This window comes from Rheinheimera sp., from assembly GCF_030690345.1.
In the GTDB taxonomy this organism is placed as follows: Bacteria; Pseudomonadota; Gammaproteobacteria; order Enterobacterales; family Alteromonadaceae; genus Alishewanella.
Map to the genome: position 1 here is coordinate 612,321 of NZ_JAUYGV010000006.1, position 23,447 is coordinate 635,767.

At 50.0% G+C, this 23,447-nt stretch carries 19 protein-coding genes; 9 read left to right on the forward strand and 10 right to left on the reverse strand.

Features of this window, described 5'->3' with window-relative positions:
- Nucleotides 1-48: 48 nt before the first annotated feature.
- Both Q8O77_RS07380 and Q8O77_RS07385 read right to left on the reverse strand, forming a co-directional pair.
- Entirely contained in the window at nucleotides 49-2,709 is a 2,661-nt protein-coding gene (locus Q8O77_RS07380) for a TonB-dependent receptor domain-containing protein (RefSeq protein WP_305552211.1), read from the reverse strand.
- Between the two features lie 122 nt (nucleotides 2,710-2,831).
- The gene (locus Q8O77_RS07385) at nucleotides 2,832-5,504 is read right to left on the reverse strand and encodes a hypothetical protein (RefSeq protein ID WP_305552212.1); all 2,673 of its coding nucleotides are present in this window, start codon (nucleotides 5,502-5,504) and stop codon (nucleotides 2,832-2,834) included.
- 367 nt (nucleotides 5,505-5,871) lie between these two features.
- On the opposite strand from Q8O77_RS07385, the gene phoB reads away from it, so the two are divergent.
- The 6 genes from phoB (at nucleotide 5,872) to Q8O77_RS07415 (ending at nucleotide 12,509) form a co-directional block, all read left to right on the forward strand.
- Nucleotides 5,872-6,558 carry a phosphate regulon transcriptional regulator PhoB gene (phoB, locus tag Q8O77_RS07390; protein ID WP_305552213.1) on the forward strand — a complete coding sequence of 229 codons (687 nt, stop codon included), beginning with the start codon at nucleotides 5,872-5,874 and terminating at the stop codon, nucleotides 6,556-6,558.
- Between the two features lie 17 nt (nucleotides 6,559-6,575).
- On the forward strand, nucleotides 6,576-7,916 hold the full coding sequence (phoR, locus tag Q8O77_RS07395; RefSeq protein WP_305552214.1) for a phosphate regulon sensor histidine kinase PhoR: 1,341 nt from the start codon (nucleotides 6,576-6,578) through the stop codon (nucleotides 7,914-7,916).
- Between the two features lie 111 nt (nucleotides 7,917-8,027).
- Nucleotides 8,028-8,792 (forward strand): ABC transporter substrate-binding protein, encoded by a 765-nt coding sequence (locus Q8O77_RS07400; protein ID WP_305552215.1) that lies wholly within the window; start codon nucleotides 8,028-8,030, stop codon nucleotides 8,790-8,792.
- Between the two features lie 179 nt (nucleotides 8,793-8,971).
- On the forward strand, nucleotides 8,972-9,409 hold the full coding sequence (locus Q8O77_RS07405; RefSeq protein ID WP_305552216.1) for a M23 family metallopeptidase: 438 nt from the start codon (nucleotides 8,972-8,974) through the stop codon (nucleotides 9,407-9,409).
- A 164-nt stretch (nucleotides 9,410-9,573) separates the two neighbouring features.
- Entirely contained in the window at nucleotides 9,574-10,344 is a 771-nt protein-coding gene (locus Q8O77_RS07410) for a LytTR family DNA-binding domain-containing protein (RefSeq protein ID WP_305552217.1), read from the forward strand.
- Nucleotides 10,345-10,580: 236 nt separating this feature from the next.
- A complete protein-coding gene (locus Q8O77_RS07415; RefSeq protein WP_305552218.1) occupies nucleotides 10,581-12,509 on the forward strand; it encodes a TonB-dependent receptor in 1,929 nt (642 codons plus the stop codon).
- A 29-nt stretch (nucleotides 12,510-12,538) separates the two neighbouring features.
- Here the strand turns inward: Q8O77_RS07415 and Q8O77_RS07420 are convergent, their stop codons facing one another.
- Both Q8O77_RS07420 and Q8O77_RS07425 read right to left on the reverse strand, forming a co-directional pair.
- On the reverse strand, nucleotides 12,539-13,108 hold the full coding sequence (locus Q8O77_RS07420) for a DNA-3-methyladenine glycosylase I (protein WP_305552219.1): 570 nt from the start codon (nucleotides 13,106-13,108) through the stop codon (nucleotides 12,539-12,541).
- A 10-nt stretch (nucleotides 13,109-13,118) separates the two neighbouring features.
- Nucleotides 13,119-14,426, reverse strand: a complete 1,308-nt coding sequence (locus Q8O77_RS07425; protein ID WP_305552220.1) for an amidohydrolase — start codon at nucleotides 14,424-14,426, stop codon at nucleotides 13,119-13,121.
- 125 nt (nucleotides 14,427-14,551) lie between these two features.
- Between Q8O77_RS07425 and Q8O77_RS07430 the strand changes: the two genes are divergently transcribed.
- The gene (locus Q8O77_RS07430; RefSeq protein WP_305552221.1) at nucleotides 14,552-15,355 is read left to right on the forward strand and encodes an MBL fold metallo-hydrolase; all 804 of its coding nucleotides are present in this window, start codon (nucleotides 14,552-14,554) and stop codon (nucleotides 15,353-15,355) included.
- A 43-nt stretch (nucleotides 15,356-15,398) separates the two neighbouring features.
- Here Q8O77_RS07430 and Q8O77_RS07435 read toward each other — a convergent pair whose 3' ends face one another.
- The 6 genes from Q8O77_RS07435 to Q8O77_RS07460 form a co-directional block, all read right to left on the reverse strand.
- Nucleotides 15,399-15,887 (reverse strand): dual specificity protein phosphatase family protein, encoded by a 489-nt coding sequence (locus Q8O77_RS07435; RefSeq protein ID WP_305552222.1) that lies wholly within the window; start codon nucleotides 15,885-15,887, stop codon nucleotides 15,399-15,401.
- Between the two features lie 38 nt (nucleotides 15,888-15,925).
- Nucleotides 15,926-16,942, reverse strand: coding sequence for an ACR3 family arsenite efflux transporter (gene arsB, locus Q8O77_RS07440; protein ID WP_305552223.1), 1,017 nt, complete (start codon nucleotides 16,940-16,942; stop codon nucleotides 15,926-15,928).
- 57 nt (nucleotides 16,943-16,999) lie between these two features.
- Complete coding sequence (locus Q8O77_RS07445; RefSeq protein ID WP_305552224.1) at nucleotides 17,000-17,269, reverse strand: HigA family addiction module antitoxin; 270 nt, start codon at nucleotides 17,267-17,269, stop codon at nucleotides 17,000-17,002.
- Nucleotides 17,270-17,308: 39 nt separating this feature from the next.
- Nucleotides 17,309-18,847: an exopolyphosphatase gene (locus Q8O77_RS07450; protein WP_305552225.1), complete on the reverse strand. Its 1,539-nt coding sequence runs from the start codon at nucleotides 18,845-18,847 to the stop codon at nucleotides 17,309-17,311.
- Nucleotides 18,847-20,961, reverse strand: coding sequence for a polyphosphate kinase 1 (gene ppk1, locus Q8O77_RS07455; RefSeq protein WP_305552226.1), 2,115 nt, complete (start codon nucleotides 20,959-20,961; stop codon nucleotides 18,847-18,849). Before ppk1 ends, Q8O77_RS07450 begins: the two co-directional genes overlap by 1 nt.
- A gap of 108 nt (nucleotides 20,962-21,069) precedes the next feature.
- Complete coding sequence (locus tag Q8O77_RS07460; RefSeq protein WP_305552227.1) at nucleotides 21,070-21,576, reverse strand: glycine cleavage system protein R; 507 nt, start codon at nucleotides 21,574-21,576, stop codon at nucleotides 21,070-21,072.
- A gap of 312 nt (nucleotides 21,577-21,888) precedes the next feature.
- Between Q8O77_RS07460 and phoU the strand changes: the two genes are divergently transcribed.
- Nucleotides 21,889-22,599: a phosphate signaling complex protein PhoU gene (gene phoU / locus Q8O77_RS07465; protein ID WP_305552228.1), complete on the forward strand. Its 711-nt coding sequence runs from the start codon at nucleotides 21,889-21,891 to the stop codon at nucleotides 22,597-22,599.
- Between the two features lie 152 nt (nucleotides 22,600-22,751).
- Complete coding sequence (locus Q8O77_RS07470; protein ID WP_305552229.1) at nucleotides 22,752-23,429, forward strand: TIGR00153 family protein; 678 nt, start codon at nucleotides 22,752-22,754, stop codon at nucleotides 23,427-23,429.
- Nucleotides 23,430-23,447 lie beyond the last annotated feature (18 nt).

Below are 23,447 nucleotides of genomic sequence, written 5' to 3' on the forward strand. Positions count from 1 at the left end.
ATAAAAACGCCGGCTGTCAGCCGGCGTTTTGAGTTAGCAGTAACCTGCTTAGTATTTGTACGAGAAGCTTAAGCTATAGCTTTGGCCTTCGATACGTTTTTGCAGTACTTCACCTTGCTGCAGAATTTCAACATCTTCATCCAGCAGGTTTTTCAGCCCCAGTTTCACTGTCATACTTTCCAGTGGCGTATAGCTGTATGTGAAATCCAGCGAGTTAAACGGTTGCTCATAGGCATCGTCTTTGTCATTAACACCGGCAAAAGCAATGCGTTTGCCAAACACGTTGTAGGTAAAGGTAGCGTTGTGCTGGTTGTTGTCTGAGTCAAAACCCAGTTGCAGGTTAGCGACATATTTTGAGTGACCGCTTAGCCCGCGCTCAAAATTAGTCAGGTCGGCGCCCGGGAATGACTGGATTTTAATTTCTGACTCACTGACTGTCAGGTTACCGGCAACAAAGAAGTTATCAGCCAGTTGGCCAAAGTCACCACCAAACATATCCAACTGTTGCAGAAACTCAGTTTCAATACCGTACAGGTTGCCGCTTTGTGCATTGCGGAACGACATTAGCAGGTTACCGTCAGAGCCGGACAGCTCTATGGCTTCAATCGGGTTATCCAGATCTTTGTAGAACACGCCAACACTGTAGTTACTGTTGTCGTAGTACCACTCTAAGCGGGCATCAACGCTGGTAATATCGGTGCTTTTTAAGCCGGCAAAACCGGTTACTTTAAAGTCGGTAAGCGGGTCAACGTATAATACCGGGGTGACTTCACGTAAGTCCGGCCGCACCACTGTCTGGCTGTAACCAAACCGCGCTTGTAAATCATCGTTTATAAACCAGGTTAAGGATAACGCCGGATAAAAGCCGTCTTCCTGTAATACTGAGTCGATGATATTGCCGCTGATTTCGCCATCTGCGGTTAACGGCAGTGAAATTTGCTTAAAGTCTTCATAACGCACGCCTAAGTTCAGGCGGAACTTGTAATCGTAGTTCAGCTCCAGTGCGCCATAGCCGGCATCAATCATCTGTGCTGCCAGATAATCATCCGCTTGTGTAGTCACGTTGGAGATCTTAAAGCCGTTGGCTGCGTCCAGAATATTGTCGTTTGAGAAAATCTCTGAGAAGCTGCCGGATAACTGCTCAAGGCTGTAACCTACGGTGTCAAAGTTAAAACGATCGGTTTGCGCGTTACGGTTACGTTCAAAGTAGCTGTAGCCGCCGCTTAAGGTCATTTCGGCTTTACCCAGCGTCAATGGCAATTTGGCATTCCAGCTTAAGTTTTCCGTGTTGTCTTTCATATCGCCGAAGCTGTAATTTACCGCATTTTGGTTACGGCGCAGGAAAGAAGTCACGGAACCATCAGCCTGAGTTTCATTCAGGTAGCGGTATTCTACTTCGCCCGGCGCATAGCGGCGTGCTTTGGCGTCGGTATACTGCCAGTCTACGGCTAAGTCCATCAGGAACGGAAAGTTATGTTTACCACGTACCTGATTACTTAACATGGTACGTTCTTCATACAATATAGAGGTGTCGGTGTTAGAGCGATTGTTCTCGTTTATCGTCTCTATACTGTCGCCGTTTTTAATTTTAATTTCGTCTTTGGTATCGCGCAGATAAATGGTGGCCGTTTCTAAGCGGTGATCCACGCCCAGCTCTAAACCAAAGTTCAGCATGCCGGACAGTTTTACCTGATGTTCGGTACCTTTAATATCGTCATAACGGTTTAGCGGCACCAGGTTGGCACCAGACACAGAGTAATAACGTTCCTGCTCGTCGATATTCTGCGTTGAACGGTCATAACTCAGGCCGGTCATTACGCCAAATACCACGTTTTGCGCCAGTTCAAAGCGGTCGCCAAAGGACACACTGCCGTCAAAATCCGGCTTTACGCTTTTGCGGCTGATATCAATATCGCGGTTAAAGGCCGTACCCAGCTCGCGTACTATGGTATCTGCCTGCGCGAGGTTGTCGGCGTTAATGCCACCTAAAGCTTCAGCAATATTAACCGGAGTTAAAATGCCGTATTGGGCCTGAGCGGCTGCCAGGTCAGGTGAAATACCGCGTAAGCCATCATCTTTGCCGCGCCAGTCATCGCCGCCACCGGCATAATCAAAGCCGTCGTCGCTGTTCAGGCTGTTATAGCCGGTACCAACAGAGATATTAAAACTGGTTTGCAGCGGAATGGCTGCGGTGCGGATATTCACATTACCGCCACCAAAGGCTGCCGGCAGTTCCGGCGAATAGGCTTTTTGTACCACTAAGCTTTCAATAATACCGGCCGGAAACATATCCAGCGGAATAACATTACGGGTAGGGTCCGGGCTTGGTACCAGGGCGCCGTTAAGCAAGGTGCTGGAGTAGCGCTCGCCTAAACCACGCACATAAATAAACTTATCTTTTACCAGGGTTAAACCGGTTACACGGCGCAGTGCGGTGGCGGCATTGCTGTCACCGGCGCGCGAAATTTGCTCCATGCCAAGCAGTTCGGCAACATAAGGTTGCTCACGACGCTCTGCTGCGGCAGAGGCGGCTGAACTCATCAGACGGCCGGATACAGAAATACGTTCAACATCTTCTTCATTTTGTGCCGGTTGTGGCTGTGTTTCCTGCGCTACAGCGCCCAGCGACACCAGCGCGGTTGCCGTGCTAAGGGCCAGCAACACACTGCGGCCAACACGACTGAAATTAAACTTTTGCATGCTGCTCATCTGAACTTTGTCCTATCAGCTTGTACTGTTACTTCTGCGTTGCACCAAACCGCTAACTGGCGGGCTCAATGCAGTGGAATAAAAAAACACTGCCAGGCAAAACCCGGCAGTGTTTGTTGCTGTTAGTCGTCTAAACCGACGGCCCAGCCTGCAGTCCAGTCATTAGCGGCATCTACTGCACCGATAAAGTCTACTGCTTCAAAGAAATCATCTACCGCAGTCATATCTTTTGGCGCCGTTGTATCGATAGTAAAGATACCGTCCAGTACCGCGGCCTGGTTAGCGGCCAGACTGTTACCGTCTTGAGCCAGGAACCATTGCTCTGTGGTGGTGCCGTTACCCAGGTCGCCCACGGTAGGTTCGTTACAGGCAAGAACCGAATTGGTCATTTCCAAAGAGCCATCGATAGCGAAAGCTTTAGTTTCGGTTGAATCAAGCTCCAGACATTCGCCCATGCCGGCAGGGCCGGTGATAACAAAGTTATGTAGCTTGGCATTGGTACCGGCGCGCAGTATTACCCCTTCAGAGTCATCCTCACCGTCAAAGTTATTACCAATAATGGTCATATTGGCGATAGTCGGGTTAGATACCGGTGTAGCAGTCAGATTGTTGGACTGGTTATCCGCTTCAATACCGCGGTTAGATTTAGAGTCATCTGCGCCGTGTTTTACCAGCACAAATTGCAGCTTACCGCGATAGCCATCGGCCCAATCTACTGAGTCATCACCGTTCGAAGTCAGTACCACGTTTTTACAGTTAACGGCGCCACCGAACATTTCAATGCCGTCATCCACGTTCTGATGTACCTGAATATTTGAACACTGAGTACCTGAACCAACACCGGCGAAAGTAATACCGTTTAACTCGTTGTCCGGGATAACTTCAAAGCCGGCGTGTTTTACTACTACGTAGTTTAGTGTGCCACTGTTGTCTTCCCAATCGCCGCCACCGTAAGGACCGGCGTTACCTTCAGCTTCAACTAAGCAGCTGTCTAAATCGGCCTGATCAGCGCACTTAGTGCTGGGAGCTTTACCCAGTAATACCAGGCCACCCCATTGGCCGGCAGCCGTTGGTGAACCGATAACATCCTGTACAGACGTCATTACTATAGGGTTAGTGGCCGTGCCGTTGGCTTCAATTTTCGAGCCGCGGGTTACCACAAGGAAATCAGCACCTGATTTACCGAAGATGGTTACGCCAGGTTGCACGGTTAAAGTAGCAGCGGTAGTGTTATCAACACCGATACGTACACGACCATCTAATACATAGTCTGCACCGGCAGCCAGCGTGATGTTAGTGGTAATATCGCCGGTTAACTGGCAGTTTAAGCGGCCGGTTAAGCTGTTTACTTCGTTGGTGCCGGCAGGGCAAGCCGCTAAGTCATCTTCCGGGTGTATGCCAACTGTCCAGCCGACAGTCCAGTCTTCTGTGCCGTCAAAAGCGCCGATATAGTCAACGTTGTCAAACCAGGCGTCAACGTTATTGGCTACGTTATAGCCGCCGCCTAAAGCCGGCGAATTTGGTGCCGGTACATAGCCACCTAATAATGCATCACCAACGATATTGCCGGGTTGGTCGCGGAACCAGGCATCAGCGTCCAGGGTTTCCACATCATTGTCGTCGACAGAGTTTTTAAATGGTTCAGCGCAGTCGATAATGGAGTTACGGAAGATGATTTCACCGTTACCGGCATTGGTAACAGACTCATCACTGTTGATTTCAAAGCACTCACCCATACCCGCCGGGCCGGTAATGATGAAGTTGTATAATTCACCGGCGGTACCAGCGCGCAGCAACACACCTTCTGAATCGTCTTCGCCATCAAAGTTATTACCAATAATGGTCATATTGGCGATACGTGGCTTGGATACCGGCTCAGCAGTAAAGTTACCTGACTGGTTATCGGCTTCAATACCACGGTTAGCTTTAGTATCATTTGGATTGTGGCGTACTAATACATGCTGCATACGGCCGCTCCAGCCATCTGCCCAATCCAGTGAATCGTCGCGGTTGCCGGTTAATACTACATACTTGGCATCTACTGTACCGCCGAAGAATTCCACACCGTCATCCAGGTTATTATGTACCTGGATATATTCCACTTCTGTACCACGACCAACACCGGCAAAGGTAATACCGTTCAGCTCGTTATCCGGAATAACTTCAAAACCGGCATAACGCACCTGCACATATTTCAGTGCACCGCTGTCATCATCTTCATCTGCGCCGCCGTATGGGCCGGCTTCGCCTTCGGCCTGAATTTCACAGCTTTCCAGTGCAGCCTGATCACATTTGTTACTCGGTGCATTACCCAGCAATACCAGGCCACCCCATTCAGCGGTAGATTCTTCATCCGACAAACCCAGCATATCGTTAACCGATGTCATTACGATAGGTGCATTTACTGTACCCACCGCCTGGATTTTTGAACCACGGGCAACTACTAAGTAATCAGCGCCGCTTTTACCAAATACATAAGTACCAGGCTCGATAGTTAAAGTAGCGCTATCGGCGTTGTCATTACCTACAGTAACCTTGCCGCTTAATGACCAGGCGATATCGGCGGTTAAACGGGTATCGCTGGTAATGGTGCCGCTGATTTCACATACGGTTTTATCTACACCTGCAAGGCTGCTGCCTTCAGTGGCAAAGGCAGGGCAATCTGCAGTTGGTGGTGGCGTGCCGCCATTACCGTTGTCATCGCCACCAGCATTCACTACCAAGTCGCCACCACAGCCAGCCAGTGCCAGTGCTGACGCTATCGCGCTTAGTTTTAATAGTTTGCGTAAAGCCATTACCATCTCTCCATTGAGTTGTTATAGGTCGTGCGTAATAAGTTGGGTGCACCCTACAACAGGGAAATGACGCTTTTATTACACTTTTGCGGCTGTCATATTACGGTCACAGCAGCAGCTGTTAACATTGGGGTGGCAGCGCGACTGTCAAAAAAAATTCATCTAAGTGTCACGGGATACGCCACAGCTGATGTTTAAATTTTGTGAATTATGTATTTTATTTGCGTTACTTTTGCGCTGAGGCCGGATGAGCAAAGATTAACCGTGTGTTTTCATAAAAATGTCATAAACTGCAGCAATACTATGCGCAGTAGATAGTTAGAACAGTGCCGGCACAGTAGCCGGGTAACAGAGTGTGGTGGATGCTATGGCAAGAAAGATCCTGGTGGTGGAAGATGAAGCCCCGATCCGCGATATGTTGTGTTTTGTACTGGAACAAAATGGTTATCAGGCAACAACAGCTGAAGATTATGATTCGGCAATTAATGCCCTGATGGAACCCTACCCGGATTTAGTGTTACTGGATTGGATGTTGCCCGGCGGCAGCGGTATTCAGATCGCGAAAAAAATGAAACAACACGAGCTGACGCGCAATATCCCGATTATTATGATCACCGCCCGCGGTGAGGAAGAAGACAAAGTACGCGGCCTTGAAGTCGGCGCCGACGACTACGTTACCAAACCGTTTTCACCGAAAGAACTGATGGCACGTATTAAAGCGGTGATCCGCCGCGTGGCGCCAACCAGCCTGGACGAAGTAATAGAAGTGCAGGGCTTAAAGCTGGACCCGGTATCGCACCGTGTGATGGCTTCCGATCAGGCACTGGATATGGGGCCAACCGAGTTTCGTTTACTGCATTTCTTTATGACCCATCCGGAGCGGGTATACAGCCGCGAACAGTTGCTGGACCATGTATGGGGCACTAATGTGTATGTGGAAGACCGCACTGTTGATGTGCATATCCGCCGCCTGCGCAAAGCGATTTCTATTGCCGGACATGATAGATTAGTGCAAACCGTGCGGGGCTCCGGCTACCGTTTCTCTGCCAAGTAAGGTTATATACCAACGCTATGCGTCAGCTGTTATCCAAAAGGAAGGTGTACATAAAGCTCTTCCTTTTTTACTGTTTTATTGCCCTGGTTGGCTTGGTTTCCAACAGCTTGCTGCTGGCGTTGCTGATATTCACCGTGGCGCTGTTGCTGTGGCATTACCATAATTTGTTTGTTATGGACAAATGGCTGTGGCGCGACCGCAAGCTATCGCCGCCGATCAGCGAAGGTATTTGGGGCCACTTATTCGAAGGCATTTACTACCTGCAGCGGCGTGACCGGCGTAAAAGGCGTGAACTGCGCAACGTAGTACGCCGCTTTCGTGACGGTGCCGAAGCCCTGCCGGAAGCCGTTGTGGTAATGCACCGCGACTGGAGCATTATCTGGAGCAACAAGCTGGCGCAGATTCTGGCGGGTTTGCATTGGCCGGCCGATGAAGGCCAGCGGTTGGATAACCTGATCCGCCATCCGGATTTTTTACAGTATCTCAAAGCAGGTAAATTCGAGCTGCCGATAGAGCTGCCCTCACCGGTAAACGACCAGTTAACGCTGGAGTTTAATATTATGGCCTATGGTGTAGAGCAGTACCTGTTGATAGTGCGTGACATTACCCAGCTGAAGCAACTGGAGCAAATCCGTAAAGACTTTGTCGCCAACGTATCGCATGAGCTGCGAACCCCGCTTACCGTATTGCAGGGCTACCTGGAGGTGATGGATGATGAGCACCTGCCGGATAAAGCCATGTGGAAAAAAGCCCATAATGTGATGCTGGACCAAACCAAACGTATGGATGCGCTGGTGCAGCAACTGCTGACATTATCGCGTATTGAAGCCTCAGCGCGGGTGCAGTTTGACGATGAAGTAGACGTACCGGCCATGCTGGTGCAGTTGGAGCAGGAAGCCCAGGCGGTAAACCGTGACAAACAGCATCAACTGGTGTTCGACATAGATCCACAGCTGAAAGTCACCGGAGTAACGGAAGAGCTACGCAGCGCTTTTTCTAATCTGGTGATTAATGCCATTAAGTACACGCAAAACGGCGGTGATATTTATGTCAGCTGGCAGCGGCAACACTTAAAAGCGGTATTTTCGGTCAATGATAACGGCCCGGGTATAGCGCCACAGCATGTAAAACGCTTAACCGAGCGCTTCTACCGCGTTGATGAAGCCCGCGCCCGCAATACCGGCGGTACCGGCCTTGGCCTGGCGATAGTGAAGCACGTACTGTCACGTCACAACAGCCGGCTGATGATTTTCAGCGAGCCGGGCAAAGGCAGTAGTTTCTCTTTTAGCTTGCCGCCTGAGCTGGTGCATGGCAACAACGCTAATACGAAAAAAAAGCGCAATATTAAACCGGTTTAACCGCCGCCTGGCGGCAATAAAACCATTGTCACAATTTGGCCCTATAGTTATAGTCTGTACCTCAGTAAGCGATTACATAAATAAGCCATGGAATTGGCAGGGCCTGAAAACATGAGCAAAGTAGTGAAAGCGGGGTTATTGCTGTTAGCTTTAGCTGGCAGCAGCGTATGGGCTGCTGAACCGGCGCAAAGCATTAACGTAGGGATTTACTACCCGCAAGTGCCACCGTATATGTACAAGTCTGACGCGGCCAGCCCGGTGCGCGGTGTTATACCTGAACTGCTGAATCAGTTTTTTTCTGCCAATGATATTCAGGTCAATTATGTTGAAGACAACCGCCAACGTGCCGAGCTTAAGCTGTACGACGGCGAGATAGGTATGATGGTGCTGGCCGAAAAATGGAGCAAGCAGCCGGAAAAAGCACTGTATAGCAGCGCCGTAATAACTCACCGTGATTTTATCTACACTATGCAACCGCAAAAGTTGCAGGCGTTGCATGCGTTAAAAAACAGCACCATTTGTTTGCGCCGGCATTATGTTTATACCGGTCTGCAAGAGGCGCTGAACAGCGGCCGGCTATTGCGGCTGGATTCTGACAGCGAATTTGATCAAATGAATATGCTGGTAAATGGCCGCTGTGATTTTGCTTACCTGAACGAGCATGTGGCGCAGTGGCTAAAGCTGCATCAGTTTGCCGATGCTGAGTTATACCGCTCGGATTATGTGGTGGATGAAACCGGCATGACGCTGGCTTTATCATTAGAGTGGCAGCCATTACTACCTAAGTTGAATACCTTTTTACAGCAAGCGAAAGAGTCCGGCCTGACAGACAATTTGTTACAGCAACATATCAATGGTTCCGCTGCCAACCAATAAGCATGGCAGACAGTAACCGCGCGGGATAAACCGGCAGTAAAATGGCTTTGTCACCGGCCACGTTAATTCCCGGTTAACGTACGCTGCTTTATATCTGCGTTATGAAAATAAAACGCTATTTACTGCTATTACCGGCGCTGTTATTGATAGCCGGCTTTATAATGCCGGAGCGGATCAGCATGCCTGTAGCCGGCGCCGCGTCGCGTGACTGGCACCCCGATTCTTTCTGGTATGAGCCCTGGGGCAGCTCTGGTGTGCACAAAGGTATCGATATTTTCGCTCACAAGGGTACTGCCGTAATCAGCACTACAACTGGTTTAGTGTTATATCAGGGCGAAATTGCCAAAGGCGGTAAGGTAATATTAGTGCTGGGGCCGAAATGGCGGCTGCATTATTTTTCGCACCTTAGCCGCATAGCTGTCAGCAGTTTTACAGCGGTAAGGGCAGGTGAGGTTATAGGCGCAGTGGGGGACAGCGGCAATGCCAAAGGCAAGCCGCCACATTTACATTATTCTATCGTCAGGCTAATTCCGGCACCTTGGGCGATAGATAGCAGCAGCCAGGGCTATAAAAAGATGTTTTATATTGACCCCGGTAATTATCTGGCTGGTAAATAGTGGCGTTTTTGATAAGTGTGTAGTAAGACCAACAAGTCTGCAATAAGGTCAAAAAGATTCAGTTTTAATAAAGCCCTGCAATTAAGTAATATAGCCTGGTTCAACATTAGCCCTATGCTTGCTTTTGGGTGTGATCAGATAGTTATTTGGGATTTAGAGGCGCAATGGACAAGCAACTTCGTCAAGAGTGGTTGGTATCCTTACTCGGTTGGAGTGGGGTGATCATATTTTTAAGCTTGATAGATACCCTGCATGATCTGTGGGTGCCTGACAGTAATAAACTCAATAATTATCCACTGTGGGCGTTGCAGGAGTGGGGCCTGTGGTTGCTGTTTACGCCGTTGTTATTTCGGCTGTTAAGTCAGTCTGCTGCCAAACATAAGTTAAACAATCGCCGCTATCTGCAAATTTGCGCGCTGATATTTCTCAATACCATGCTGTATCAGGCACTATTTGATTTAATCGTGCTTAACGACAGTATTGCCTACAGCTTGTTGTATTTCGCTCCTGTGCATCCGGTGGTTATCTTTATCAATGTTTATATTTGGCACCGGTACGTTGCTCTGCCACCAGTACAGTTAAAACAGTCTGACGGCATTCACTGCCAAACGTTGGCTATTGAACAGCCAACAGGGACTATTCAACTGCCCTGTGAAGACATCATCCAAATTAACGCTGCCAGTAATTATGTCGAAGTCTGCACAGCTGAGCGTAGCTGGCTTAAGCGGGCCACGCTGAAAGATATCGAAACTCAGCTACCGCAGCAGATGTTTATTCGCACCCACCGCGCCCATCTGGTCAATATTCAGCATATCGCCAGTGTAAGGTTAAAATCTTCCGGCAGTGGCTTTGTCGAGCTTAAAAGTGGCCGGGTGGTTGCGCTCAGTAAGGCGCATAAGCAGGCGGTCAGGGCTCGTTTGCAAAACGCTGCATAAGCCGCATAAGCCGCATAAGCCGCACAAATAGCGGCTATGTTAACCCTGGTCCGTTTATCCCTCAGCCTGCTGATGGTTGTACAGCAGCCGGTTCATTCATCCCCGGGCCTTACCAGTCAACACTTTAGCCTTGAGTGAGCCTTAGCGATTTACTCTAATAGCGCTGTCTAATGGGAAACAGCAGAGAGTTTATGTTACGTTGTAAACGAGTAATCCCGGTTATGGTTGTTTGCCTGATGGCTGCGTTGCAGCAGGTAAGTGCCGAAACCAATACCCACTATAGCCAGACTGAGCTGGCACAAATGTCCGGCCAGTCGGTGCTGGATATTATTGAGCAAGTCGCCGGCTTTCGGTTTATTGACTCAAACAGCCAGCGCGGCCTGAGTAATGCCAGCGGTAATGTGCTGATTAATGGCTTACCTGTGCTTAACAAATCGCAATCTCTGGCAGATATGCTGGCCGGGATGCCTGTCAGTCAACTTGGTGCCATGGAAGTGTATCTGGCGGGGCACCCGTTTACAGCGGCCAGTCAGTATACTCAGGTGATCAATCTGCTGCGGCATACTGTGCAGCGCCCAATCAGCTGGCGCATAGCAGCAGGGTCTGCTTTAGGTATGCAGCAACCGCAAACCTTATCGCTACAAAGCAGCACTGGCTGGCACGGCTGGGATCATCAACTGCAAGTCAGACGCGAAAAGGATTTGCTGCAAAGCCACAGCCGGTTTTTTCACACCGGCGCGGATAATAGCCCTTACCTTAGCGGTAGCGAAGATTACAGCGACAGCACAAAAGACAGCAATCTTGCGATAACCTCTGCCAGGCCGCTGCGCAATAGTTACTTGCAGCTCAATAGCCAATGGCAGGAGCAAGGTTATCAGGAGCGCTACCGGCGAAATTGGCAGCAAAATACTGCAGTAGAAACAGAAATCATCGATAGCCGAAATAAACAGCAGCAGTTCGAGTTGGGCCTGGACTGGCAACAACAGGCAAATGACGACGATGGCTGGTTATGGCAAGTTAGCGGGCTATACCGCCGGCAGCGTTCAGACTATCACTCGCAGACAGGTACCGCAGAGCAAGATAACAATAGCACTGAGCTGTTTAGCCAGCGTAAAACACTCACTGAACAAGTAATAAAGTTCAGTAGCCAACAAGCCACGCTGTGGTGGCAGCCTGAATTGGGGTTCGAGCTTAGCCTGAACCGGCTGGACGCCAACACGCTGGTGCAGGGCATGTTAACGACCACAGTGCGGGAATACCGGGCCGAGCCTTACATAGCCAGCAAAGTACAGCTGAATGACCATTGGCAATGGTATGCTAAATTAACCGGTGAATACGCCACGCTGCAAAGTGAAACTCAGCAGTATTATCAAACGCAAAACCGTTATGTAAAGCCGTTAATTAAATTAAGCCACCAGGCTAAAAACGGCCTGCAATCGACCTTTACGCTGCAGCGTAAGGTTGAACAGCTGGACTTTGCCGACTTTATTGCCGGGCTGGATAACGATTTCGGCCGCGAGCAAGCCGGCAATGCTCAGCTAAAGCCGCAGCAAAGGCTGGAACTGAGCTATGAGTTAAATTACGGCATGAGCGCTGATTGGGCGCTCAATACACAGCTATTCTGGCATAAAATTGATGATATTCATGAGTTTGTACAGTTTGATGCAGAAGCGTGGGGCATAGCAAACGCTGGCCGGGCAAGTTACAGCGGAGCCGATATCAAGCTTAACCTGAGCAGCCACTGGTTAGTGCAGGGCAGTGAAATAACACTGCAGTACAGTTTTCGCGACGCCCGCTATGCGGATCCATTGACCGGTAACCGCGCTATTTCCTGGCTAACACCCCACAGTGGTGACATTGAGCTGAGAAAGAACGCTGACGGCTATGCTTGGGGCTTGTTGATAGATTTTGCCAATATTGAAACGGCATTTTATCCGGATGAGGTTTACCGCCAGAAAAACAACGCGACTACCGATATCTACGCCGAGTTCAGCCTGCGCCGTGGTTTGACACTGGATATAGCAATAAACAACCTGTTCGGCGTCGGCTATAAGTATCAGCGCGACGTTTTTATGCCGGATCGCAGCAATGCAGTGGCGTATCGCTATTACAGCCTGGAGCGCAGTGATCCCAGCCTGGTGATCGCACTCAGTGGTAATTTTTAGCCGTGACTTTACGCCCGGGCGACACCGCTTTAATTACTGTGTTTACGAAAACAATCATTGTGATGATCATTCACCATACCGCAGGCCTGCATATGGGCGTAAATAATGGTAGAGCCGACAAACTTAAAGCCGCGTTTTTTTAAGTCTTTACTCATCGCGTCCGACTCCGGGCTGGTAGCGCGGTAATCGCCAGGGCCGGCAATACTGTTGAACTGCGGTGCGCCCTTTACAAAGCGCCACTGATAGTTACTAAAGCTGCCAAATTCGGCCTGTATTTCCAAAAATCGGGCGGCATTATTGATGGCGGCGGCTACCTTCAACCGGTTACGGATAATGCCGGGGTTTTGCAGCAGCTCTGCCGCTTTGGCCTCATCAAACGCCGCTACCTGCACCGGGTCAAAATTGGCAAAGGCGGTGCGGTAGTTATCGCGTTTTTTCAGCACTGTGTACCAGCTAAGCCCGGCCTGAGCGGCTTCCAGGGTTAAAAACTCAAACAGCTTGTTGTCGTCATATACCGGCACGCCCCACTCGGTATCATGGTAGGCAACGTAATCCGGTTTGCTAAGGTCAACCCAGTGGCAGCGGCACGGTGTGGTCATGGTTAGCTCCTTATTGCTCAAGTGTCGGCGGCTTGGCTAAGTAATCCAGCGCTAAACCGGTTAACGCCCGCACACCGTTTACCAAAGCGTCTTCGTTAACATCAAACATGGGTGAGTGGTTTGGCGGCACTTCGCTAAGGGGTTTACCGTCGGGCGAGATACCTAGAAAGAAAAATACGCCCGGAATTTGCTGCTGGTAAAACGAGAAGTCTTCGGCGCCGGTAATCGGCTTAATCGACGCCACGCCTTTATCGCCTGCGGCCCATTGCAAGCTTGGCATTGCCCAGTTAGTTAATGCCGGGTCATTCCAGGTCACGGCGGCGAAGTTATGCACATGAAAGTCGGCCTCAGCGCCGCTGGCTTTGGCAATATGCTCACTGGTGTGCGCCATGCGGGCAATTAAATCTTCGCGCATCTCACTGTCAAAGGTGCGAATGGTACCTTCCAGCTTTACGTCATCGGGAATAATATTCCAGCGGATACCACCATGCACCTGACCAAACGACACCACAGCCGGTGCTTTGGTGACATCAATCTGCCGCGCCGGAATAAGGTTTATCGCGTTAATCAGCTGGCCGGTAACGTTAATCGGGTCTATGCCACGCCAGGGGCTGGAGCCATGCACCTGTTTACCTTTGACGGTGATCTGAAAGCTATCAGCTGCCGCCATTATACCTTCGGTTTTTACCTGCAGCTGGCCAGGCTCGCCCGGCCAAACATGCAGGCCAAAAATCGCCGACGGGGTAGGGTTGGCAAATAATCCCTCGGCCAGCATCATCTTAGCACCGCCTTCCTCACCGGCTGGCGGGCCTTCTTCGGCCGGTTGAAACACAAACATAATAGTGCCGGCAATATCGGCTTGTTGTTTAGCCAGCACTTCAGCGGCGCCCATTAGCATAGCAACATGAGCATCGTGGCCGCAGGCATGCATAACGCCGGTTTGCTGGCCGTTAAACTCGCTGACTACTTCTGAGGCAAAGGCTAAACCGGTTTGCTCGGTCACCGGCAGTGCGTCCATATCGGCACGCAGCGCCACTACCGGGCCGTCTTTACCGCCCTTTAAAATACCCACCACGCCGATATGGGCAACGCCGGTGCGTACTTCCAGGCCGAGTTTTTCCAAATGCGCCGCTACTTTGGCGGCCGTGCGTACTTCACGGTTAGACAACTCAGGGTGCTGGTGAATATCACGGCGCCAGCTGATCACCTTTGGCATTACCTGCTCAATCTGCTTGCTTAGCTGTGGCCGTTGTTCTGCCTGTGCGTTCGGCGTGTGTAACAGCGGTAATAAAGCCAAACTTAATAGGGACCAGCGCATAGTAACTCCATCATTTTTATATAGTGTTACTACCTTAAGCGCTGCGCCGGTAAAAGCCAAGGGCTGATGTTAAATCGGTAGTTTATGCGTAAATTGCTGCTGGTAAAGTGGTCTTAGCTTAGGTAATGTCGGACCAGTTGGTTTTAATTGTCGGTATCCACAAACACATGCAGCTACACATTATTGAAGGCTATATTCAGCGTATTTATCTGGTCGAAGACAAGGCCGGCTTATTGCTGTTAGATGGCTGTAGTCGCGCTGACGTGTCTACCGTAGCTGATTTTATTCAGCAGCAACTTGGCCGTTCGCTGAGCGACCTTAAGTTGGTGGTGGTGACTCATATGCACCCGGACCACGCCGGCGGTGCGCATAAACTGCGGCGCTTAACCGGTGCCCGAATTGCCTGTCACCCCAAAGCGCCGCGCTGGTACGCCGGAGTGCTTGGCCGCACCGCGCATCTTATCGATGTCAGCTTGACCTGGTGGGTAGCCAGCCGCTTGGGTAAACCTAAGCGCCATATTTGGTACAACCCGATCTTGAAACCAGACATGTTGTTGCTGGACGAACAGCAGTTGCCAACTTTTCCTGACTGGCAGGTGGTGTACACGCCGGGCCATACTGATCATGACCTGTCGTTACTGCATACCCCCACCAAGCAGCTGTATATTGCCGATTTAATTGTCTCGGTAAAAAAGCGTTTGGTACCGCCATACCCGGTGTGTCATCCCAATCAATATAAACAATCACTGAAACGGGTTAATAGCTTACAACCCAACCAACTGTATTTTGCCCATCTGCCGCCGCGTGAGGGCTGCAGCATTAATTTTGACGATATTCTGGCGCAAGCGCCTACCTTGCCAAAAAACCACTGGCATTCGATGCGCAACCGCATTGTCCATGCGCTGGGCTGGCAAACCAACGCGCACTGAGTGGCGAAATGCCAGTTTAAAACAGTGAAAAGGCTTTGCTACTTCAAACAATAAAATTGGCGAAATACGCCTGATGCACCGGATGGCAGAGTGCCTTTGGCCTAAGCTGTTGCACCTGCGCTGTAGCGTCAGCTTTGCTGTAACCCTGCTGCGTCATCAGCATGGCGGCCATTAAACCGGTGCGGCCCGAGCCGCCCTTGCAGTGAATGGCTACCGTTTTGCCCGCTTGCAGCAGGCTGAGTATGTCGGCCTTATGCGCAGCAAAGGCTTGCTCAAACGGTTGTTGTGGGGCGCAATCATCTTCTATCGGTAACTGAAACCACTGTAAGCCCAATTCGCTACAGATAGCGCCGATACTATCCACATTATTTTGTGCCAGCTCATGCTGTGGCATCAGCGTAACAATAGCAACTGCGCCGGCGCTGTTAAGTTGCTGCACACTGTCGACAAGGCTGGTGCCTTTAGTGCCGGGGCAGGGGGTGAACATTAGCTTGCCGTTGTTTAGCGGCAGAATATCAAACGGATGGCTCATTGTTTGTCCTGTCATAGTGAGTTTTACAGTTAATTCAGTTAGCTAAACCAATGCCGGGTGCGGTTGGCAAACCACACCAGCGATAGCATTACCGGCACTTCTACCAGCACGCCGACAACTGCAGCCAGGGCCGCGCCGCTGTTTAAACCAAACAACGCAATTGCTACCGCTACTGCCAGTTCAAAGAAATTTGAAGTACTGATCATACAGGCCGGGGCGGCGATATTATGCGGCAGTTTCATTGCTTTAGCGGCAGCGTAGGTAATGGCAAAAATGCCGTAGGTTTGAATAAGCAGTGGTATGGCAATCAGCAAGATAATCAGCGGTTTTGCCACTATGGTTTGCGCCTGAAAGCCAAACAGCAGCATTACTGTGGCCAGTAAGCCAATCATCGACCACGGCTTGGCCTGAGTTAAGAATTGGCCAATACGCTGTTCACTGCTGCCGTTGTTCAGCCGCTTGCGGGTGAGCACTCCTGCGATCAGCGGCAGCAGCACATACAGCAGCACCGATAACAGCAAGGTTTGCCAGGGCACGACGATATCACTGACACCCAGTAGCAAGGCGGCCAGCGGTGCAAAGGCAAAAATCATAATAATGTCGTTTACTGACACCTGCACCAGGGTGTAATTGGCATCGCCTTTGGTCAGTTGGCTCCAGACAAACACCATAGCAGTGCAGGGCGCTACGCCAAGCAGAATCATGCCGGCGATATATTCATTCGCGCTTTGCGGGTCGACGATGCCTGCAAAAAACACTTTAAAAAACAACCAACCCAGTGCCGCCATAGTAAAAGGCTTAACCAGCCAGTTCATTATCAGCGTTAGTATTAAACCTTTGGGCTTTTTGCCAACATCTTTAATGGCGGCAAAATCAATTTGCACCATCATCGGGTAAATCATTAACCAAATCAGCAGTGCTACTACCAGGTTTATCTGGCTGTACTCCAGCGCAGCGATAGCCTGAAATACTGCCGGCAGCAGGTTGCCCAGCAGCACGCCGGCGACAATACACAGCCCCACCCACACCGATAAATAACGTTCAAAAATGCCCACGCGAAGTTCCTAATGTTTTAAAGGTGTTGCCATTTAGTCCGTCGTTATTTGTATTGATTAGTCATAATGGTATAGCGGCTCCGCTACGACATTGAGCGTTGCCGTTTTATGTAAGTCATATTTTTGCTGGCGAATTAGCCAAAACTGCGCGCTGATGCCGGTACCAAGCTCCAGTTTTTTCGCCAGTAGTACCGATACCGGGCTGTGGCCGTTAACAAACAGCGATAACTGCTTACGACTGATATGTAGCTTGGCTGCAGCCTCTGCAATGCTTAGCTTATGTGGTTGCAGACAGCGCTGCGGCAGCACCTGCCCGGGGTGTTGCACAGCTAACCCGGGTTAGACACTCGCCGGGCGGTATGGGTGTTAACCCGGTACCGCATCGGTTAAGCCCGGGCAATCGAGCACAAAGGCGATTTTTTTCAGTGCCTTTTGCTCCAACAGCAAGTCGGCGGCTAACAGGCTTTGCCGTGCCAGCCAGTCGGCGTCTAAATTCAGCTGCAGTGCCTGCATATCGGCAATGACACTGAGTTGGGGCAGGAAATCATCGCGACGTTTTTGGTTTAACAGCACCGCCAGGCGCAGTAATACCAGCAGGTGGACTACCTGCGATAGCTGATACAGGTTAAAAGCCGGCATTTCTTCCAGCCGGATCTTACGCCGGTGAAAGCGCACCAGGGTGGCGATAAGCTGTTGTTGCTCTTGGTTAAAACCCGGCAGGTTGGCGTTCTGTAAAATATACGCCGAGTGTTTTTGTACCCCGGACGAGTTAATGTGCAGCCCTACTTCGTATAGCGTTGCGGCCCAGCCCAGCAGCATGGCGTCTTCGTCGGTAAGCTGCCATTTACTGCGCACCTGGCTAAACAGCAGCAACGCGGTATCGCTGACCCGGGCGGCTTGCGCCATATCGACATCATAACGGCGTTGCATACTGGCGACGCTGTGCTCGCGGATATCCAGGTGCTGCAGGCGGTCGCTCATTTCGTACAGCACGCCTTCACGCAGCGCCGCATCAATATAAATAAGTTGCTCTATTTGCAGCAGTTGAAAGGCGGCAATTAAGATCGCCAGCCCGGAGCAAATCAGCAGTTTGCGATCATCGGTTAAACCGGGTAAATCCAACTGGTAGCTGTTTTCCTGCTCTATTAAATGCTGTTTTAACGCCAGCAGGTGTTCCAGCTCCAGCGCATTGTTGCTCAGGCCCATACCGACAATAATGTCGCGGATGGTTTTTACCGTGCCGGAGGTGCCTACCGCTTGTTGCCAACCGGCGGTTTTAAAACTGCTGACGATAGGCTCCAGCTCTTGCTCGGCCTGCAAAATAGCGCGGCTGAAACGTTTGTCACTGATACGGCCCTGGCCAAAGTGCTGCAACGCATAGCTGACACAGCCCATATTGCGGCTGCTTAACCGCAGCGGCTGCAAGCCTTCGCCAATGGCGAACTCAGTGCTGCCACCGCCGATATCAATCACCAGCCGGCGGCCGGAAAAATGCTCGAAATGCGCCACACCCTGGTAAATAAAACGCGCTTCTTCCTGGCCGGAAATCACTTCTATCGGAAACGGAAACACCGCTTTAGCGCGGCGTAAAAAAGTGGCGGAGTTGCGAGCACGTCGTAGGGTGTAAGTGGCAATAACCCGCACCGATTGCGGCGCAAACGGGGTGAGGGTATCGGCAAATTGCGCCAGTACGCTAAGGCCGCGTTCTATGGCTTCTTCACTTAGCACCAGTTGTTCGTTTAAGCCTTCGGCCAGCTGCACTTTTTGTTTTTCCCGGTGCAGCAGCTGAATATCGCCATCTACTACACGGGCTATCACCATGTGAAAGGAGTTAGAGCCCAGGTCAACCGCCGCCATATAGGCTTGGTTGTCCGGGCGCTCTGGTAGGGGCAAAGTATCGTTCATTAAGTCTCGGCGTCGTTATGCAGCCCCTGCTGACGGGCGAAATAATCGTAGATCTGCTGCTGTGAGCGGATGCTGCGTTTATTGCCGCGTTTTACATAGGCGTTGCTTTGTCTGGCATCAATAATACGTGCCTTTACATTGTCCCGCCACTGAATATCCAGCGTATCTAATATTTGCTGCTTTAAACGTATATCGTAAATAGGTACGCCTACTTCAACCCGTTGGTCGATATTACGTGTCATCCAGTCGGCCGAAGACAGGTATAAATCAGTCTCGCCGCCGTTATGGAACACATACACCCGCGCGTGCTCTAAAAACCGATCCAGCACGGAAATCACTTTAATATTCTGGCTTTTGCCGGCGAGCCCGGGCACCAGCGAGCACATGCCACGCACTATAATACGAATTTTCACTCCGGCCTGGCTGGCACGGTACAGCTGGTTAACAATTTGCTGATCAACAAGGTTGTTCACCTTAAGGAAAATTTCGGCTTTGCGGCCGCTGATAGCAAAATCGGTTTCGCGCTGGATCAGCGCCATTAAACGCGGCCGGCTCCAGGTGGGGGAAACAATCAGGTGGTTAAACTGATACGGCCGGTAGCTGTATTCAATAAACTCAAACACCTGGTCAATTTCAGCGGTAATTTCCTGGTGGCAGGTAAACAGGCTCATATCGGTATAAATACGCGCGGTCTTCTCGTTAAAGTTACCGGTACCTATATGGCCGTAGTGCACTGGTTTGCCTTTTTCCATCCGGCTTATCAGGCACAACTTAGAGTGAATTTTCAGCGTGGTTAAACCAAACACCACCTGAATACCAGCCTCGGTCATTTTACGTGCCCAATTGATGTTGTTTTCTTCATCAAAGCGCGCCTTGAGCTCTACCACTACCGTGACTTTTTTGCCATTGCGCACCGCATCCAGCAAGGAATGGATCACACGGGAATGCTTGGCCACGCGGTACATGGTCATTTTAATGTGGGTAACTTTGGGGTCGAACGAGGCCTGGCGCACCCATTCGGTAAAATAACCAAAGTTATGGTACGGGTAGTACAACAATATATCGCCGGCACGAATGGCATCAAAACTGGTGGTATGTTGCTCAAAGTCGGGGCTTTTCAGCGGTGGCATGGCCGGAAATTCCAGGCTTTGATGGCCGATATTCGGAAAGCCGATAAAGTCTTTAAAGTTGCGGTAACGGCTGCCCGGGATCAGCGAGTCTACCGAGCTGGTGCCCAGTTGCTTGCTCAGTACTTTGAGCATTTGCTCCGGCATTGCCGCATCGTACACCAGCCGCACCGGTTCGGACTTTAAGCGTTGACGAATACCCTTCGACATTTTATCAATCAGGCTTTGGTCTAACGTATCACTGATATTGTATTCGGCATCGCGGGTGAGTTTCAGCGAGTAAGCCTGAATATGATCAAACTCAAAGAAGCCGGCGAATAAGTCGGCAACACAGTGCACTATCACATCGTCCAACAATAATATTTGCCGGCGGTAGTGGCCGTTTTTCTTGCGGGTATTTAGGTGCAGTGGCAGCTCAATAAAGCGCGATAACTCATTGGTAGGTACCTGCACTATGGCATATTGCGGCTTGCCGCTGCCGGTCATTTCAACCATCAGGTAGGTGGTGTTATCTTCCAGAGCTTTGGGCAGGCTGACTTCTTCGCCGGATAAAATCATCGGTGATATGTGTTTAATCACCTCATCGCGAAAGTAACTTTTTACCCAGCCGGATTGCAGCTCGCTCAGCTTAAAGTTATCGATCAGCTCGATATTGTGTTTACGCAGCTCTAACTGAATATCCAGGTAGATGGCGTTAAAGCGGGTGCCCAGTTGCAGCACCTGTTGCTGAATTTCCTGCAGCAAATCTTCAGCATCTTCCTGTTCATCAGACTGGTATTTTTTCAGTAAAATACGGCGCTTAACATCTGCTACCCGGACGCGGAAAAACTCATCCATATTATTGGAGTAAATACCGAGAAAGCGTAACCGTTCTATCGGCGGGTTGCGCTCGTCCGCAGCTTCCTGCAGCACACGGCCGTTAAAGGCCAGCCAGCTTAGTTCACGCGGGTAGGTGGGGAATTCCAGAGTAGTATCTGTATGTTGCATGGTCCAGCTCCTGACTACGACTGGGCTTACTCTATGGCATTTTTATGACAAAATAGTGAAAGCCGCGGCCGGTGCAACAAAATGCTGCTACCGGCAGCGTATTTTGCGTCAATGTTCGGTTTCTACATCCACGACGATATCGGTGGCGATTGCTTCCAGTGCTTTTATCACTTCATCGCGGCTGACACTGGCCGGCAGTTCCACCGTAGCAATAGCATTAAACAGTGGCACCCCCCAATTCGGCGCGCTTTGTTTGCTGCTTTCAAAATGCACTATATTGGTGCCTTTGTGTTTAATTACTGAGGACAGTTCACGCACTATACCCGGCCGGTCATTGCCAGTGATCACAAATTTAAGATGTTGCTGTGCATTTAAATTGCCCACTATACCGTGTTGAATTTTAATATCTAAATCAGTGATTTGTTCCAGTGCGGTAGTGAGTGCCGGCAAATCCTGTTCGGCCACTTCTACCTGCAAAATACCGGCAAAATAGCCGGCTAAATGACTTAGATTGCTGGCCATCCAGTTACCGTTATGCTCGCTGACTACAGTGGCCAGTTTCTCGACTAAACCAGCTTTATCTTTACCTATTAATGTAAGTACTAACTGCTTCATTCAATTTATTCCTGTCATACCTGAAGTAAAAGTAACAGCGGACACTACTGCCACAGCCGGCTAAAAGGTTATTAACACTATCAGAGTGTAGCTGTTGCCGAAAAGTTTTAAAATGTACCGCTAACATTAATTGTAAATTTAATAGCTTAGCAACGTGCTTTCATCAGCCAATTTGCGGGGCTCAATGGCAGCGCAACAAAAATTTAGCGCTTGTTAGTGGTCTGTCTGCTGGTGCGAAGCTTAGCTTTCTGCCTATACTTAGCCGATAACAGCAGGTGAGATCCTGATATAGCAAACCAAACGGAGCCAGCAGTGGATAAGCTCAATTTAAGCAAACATATTTCCAGTTCTTTTAATGACGAAATTAACGAAGTGCGCAATCACGTAATGGCGATGGGTGGGCTGATTGAGCAACAGCTGAATAATTCGCTGATGGCAATAGCCAATGCTGACGCTGAGCTGGCACAACTGGTTATCGACACCGACTTAAAAGTAAACGATTGGGAACTGCAAATTGACAAAGAATGCACCAGCATTATTGTCAAACGCCAACCGGCCGCCAGTGATTTGCGCTTAATTATGGCGATTATGAAAACTATCGCCGATTTAGAGCGCATTGGCGATGAAACCCGGCGTATCGCCAGGGTAGCGCTGGAATCCTTTAACAGTGAACAGCAGGATTTACTGGTGAATCTGGACAATTTAGGCCGTCATGTCGGCCAGATGCTGCACGATGTATTGGATGCTTTTGCGCGGATGGACGTGGAAACGGCGCTGTTGGTACATAAAGAAGATAAAAAGGTCGACCGTGAGTACGAGGCCATTACACGCCAGTTAATGACTTATATGATTGAAGACCCGCGTTCTATCCCGAAAGTAATGAATGTGCTGTGGTCGGCCCGTTCGCTGGAGCGGATTGGCGATCGCTGTAAGAACCTGGCGGAATATATTATTTTCTTTGTTAAAGGCAAAGTAGTGCGCCACAGCAGTGCAGAGAAGCTGGAGCAGGAAGCACGTAGCTGATTTTGTGAGGTTTTTGTTTTAGTTAACCAACGCCCTGACCAGGCTTTTGCTCAGGGCGTTTTCATTTGGCGTTCATTTTTCGTTTTTCATGTGTCGGGAATGCCGCTACAATGCGCGCCGACTGTCGTCAAACCAACTTACGGGGCCAGGCTATGCCAGCTAGTACTTTTTTATCCGTGTTTGCCAAATCACCGATTAAACCGATAGAAGAACATATTCGCAAGGTACATCAGGCCAGCGAATTGTTACTGCCGTTTTTTGATGCGGTGTATCAACAAGATTGGCAACTTGCCGCGGATGTACGCAAAAATATCGTCGCGTTGGAAAAAGAAGCCGACAAATTAAAGCGCGAAATCCGCGTTAACCTCCCGCGCGGCCTGTTTTTACCGGTCGATCGCACCGACATTTTAGAATTAGTGTCGCAGCAGGACAAAATTGCCAACAAAACCAAAGATATTACCGGCCGTGTGCTGGGCCGCGAGCTGTTGATCCCACTTGGCTTGCAGGCAGATTTTAAAACCTACGTGCAGCGTTGTATTGACGCTACCGCCCTGGCCAGCGAAGTGATTAACGAGCTGGACGAACTGCTGGAAACCGGTTTCCGTGGTCGCGAAGTTGACCTGGTGATCAAGATGGTAGAGCAGTTGGATATTATTGAAAACGATACTGACGAGATGCAGATAAAACTGCGTAAAGCCTTACGTTTGGCAGAACAAGAACTGAACCCGATAGATGTGATGTTTTTATACCGCACACTGGAGTGGGTTGGTGATTTAGCCGACGTGGCGCTGAAGGTTGGTTCACGTCTCGAAATTATGCTCGCCCGTTAATTTTAAAAGGTTTTCCTG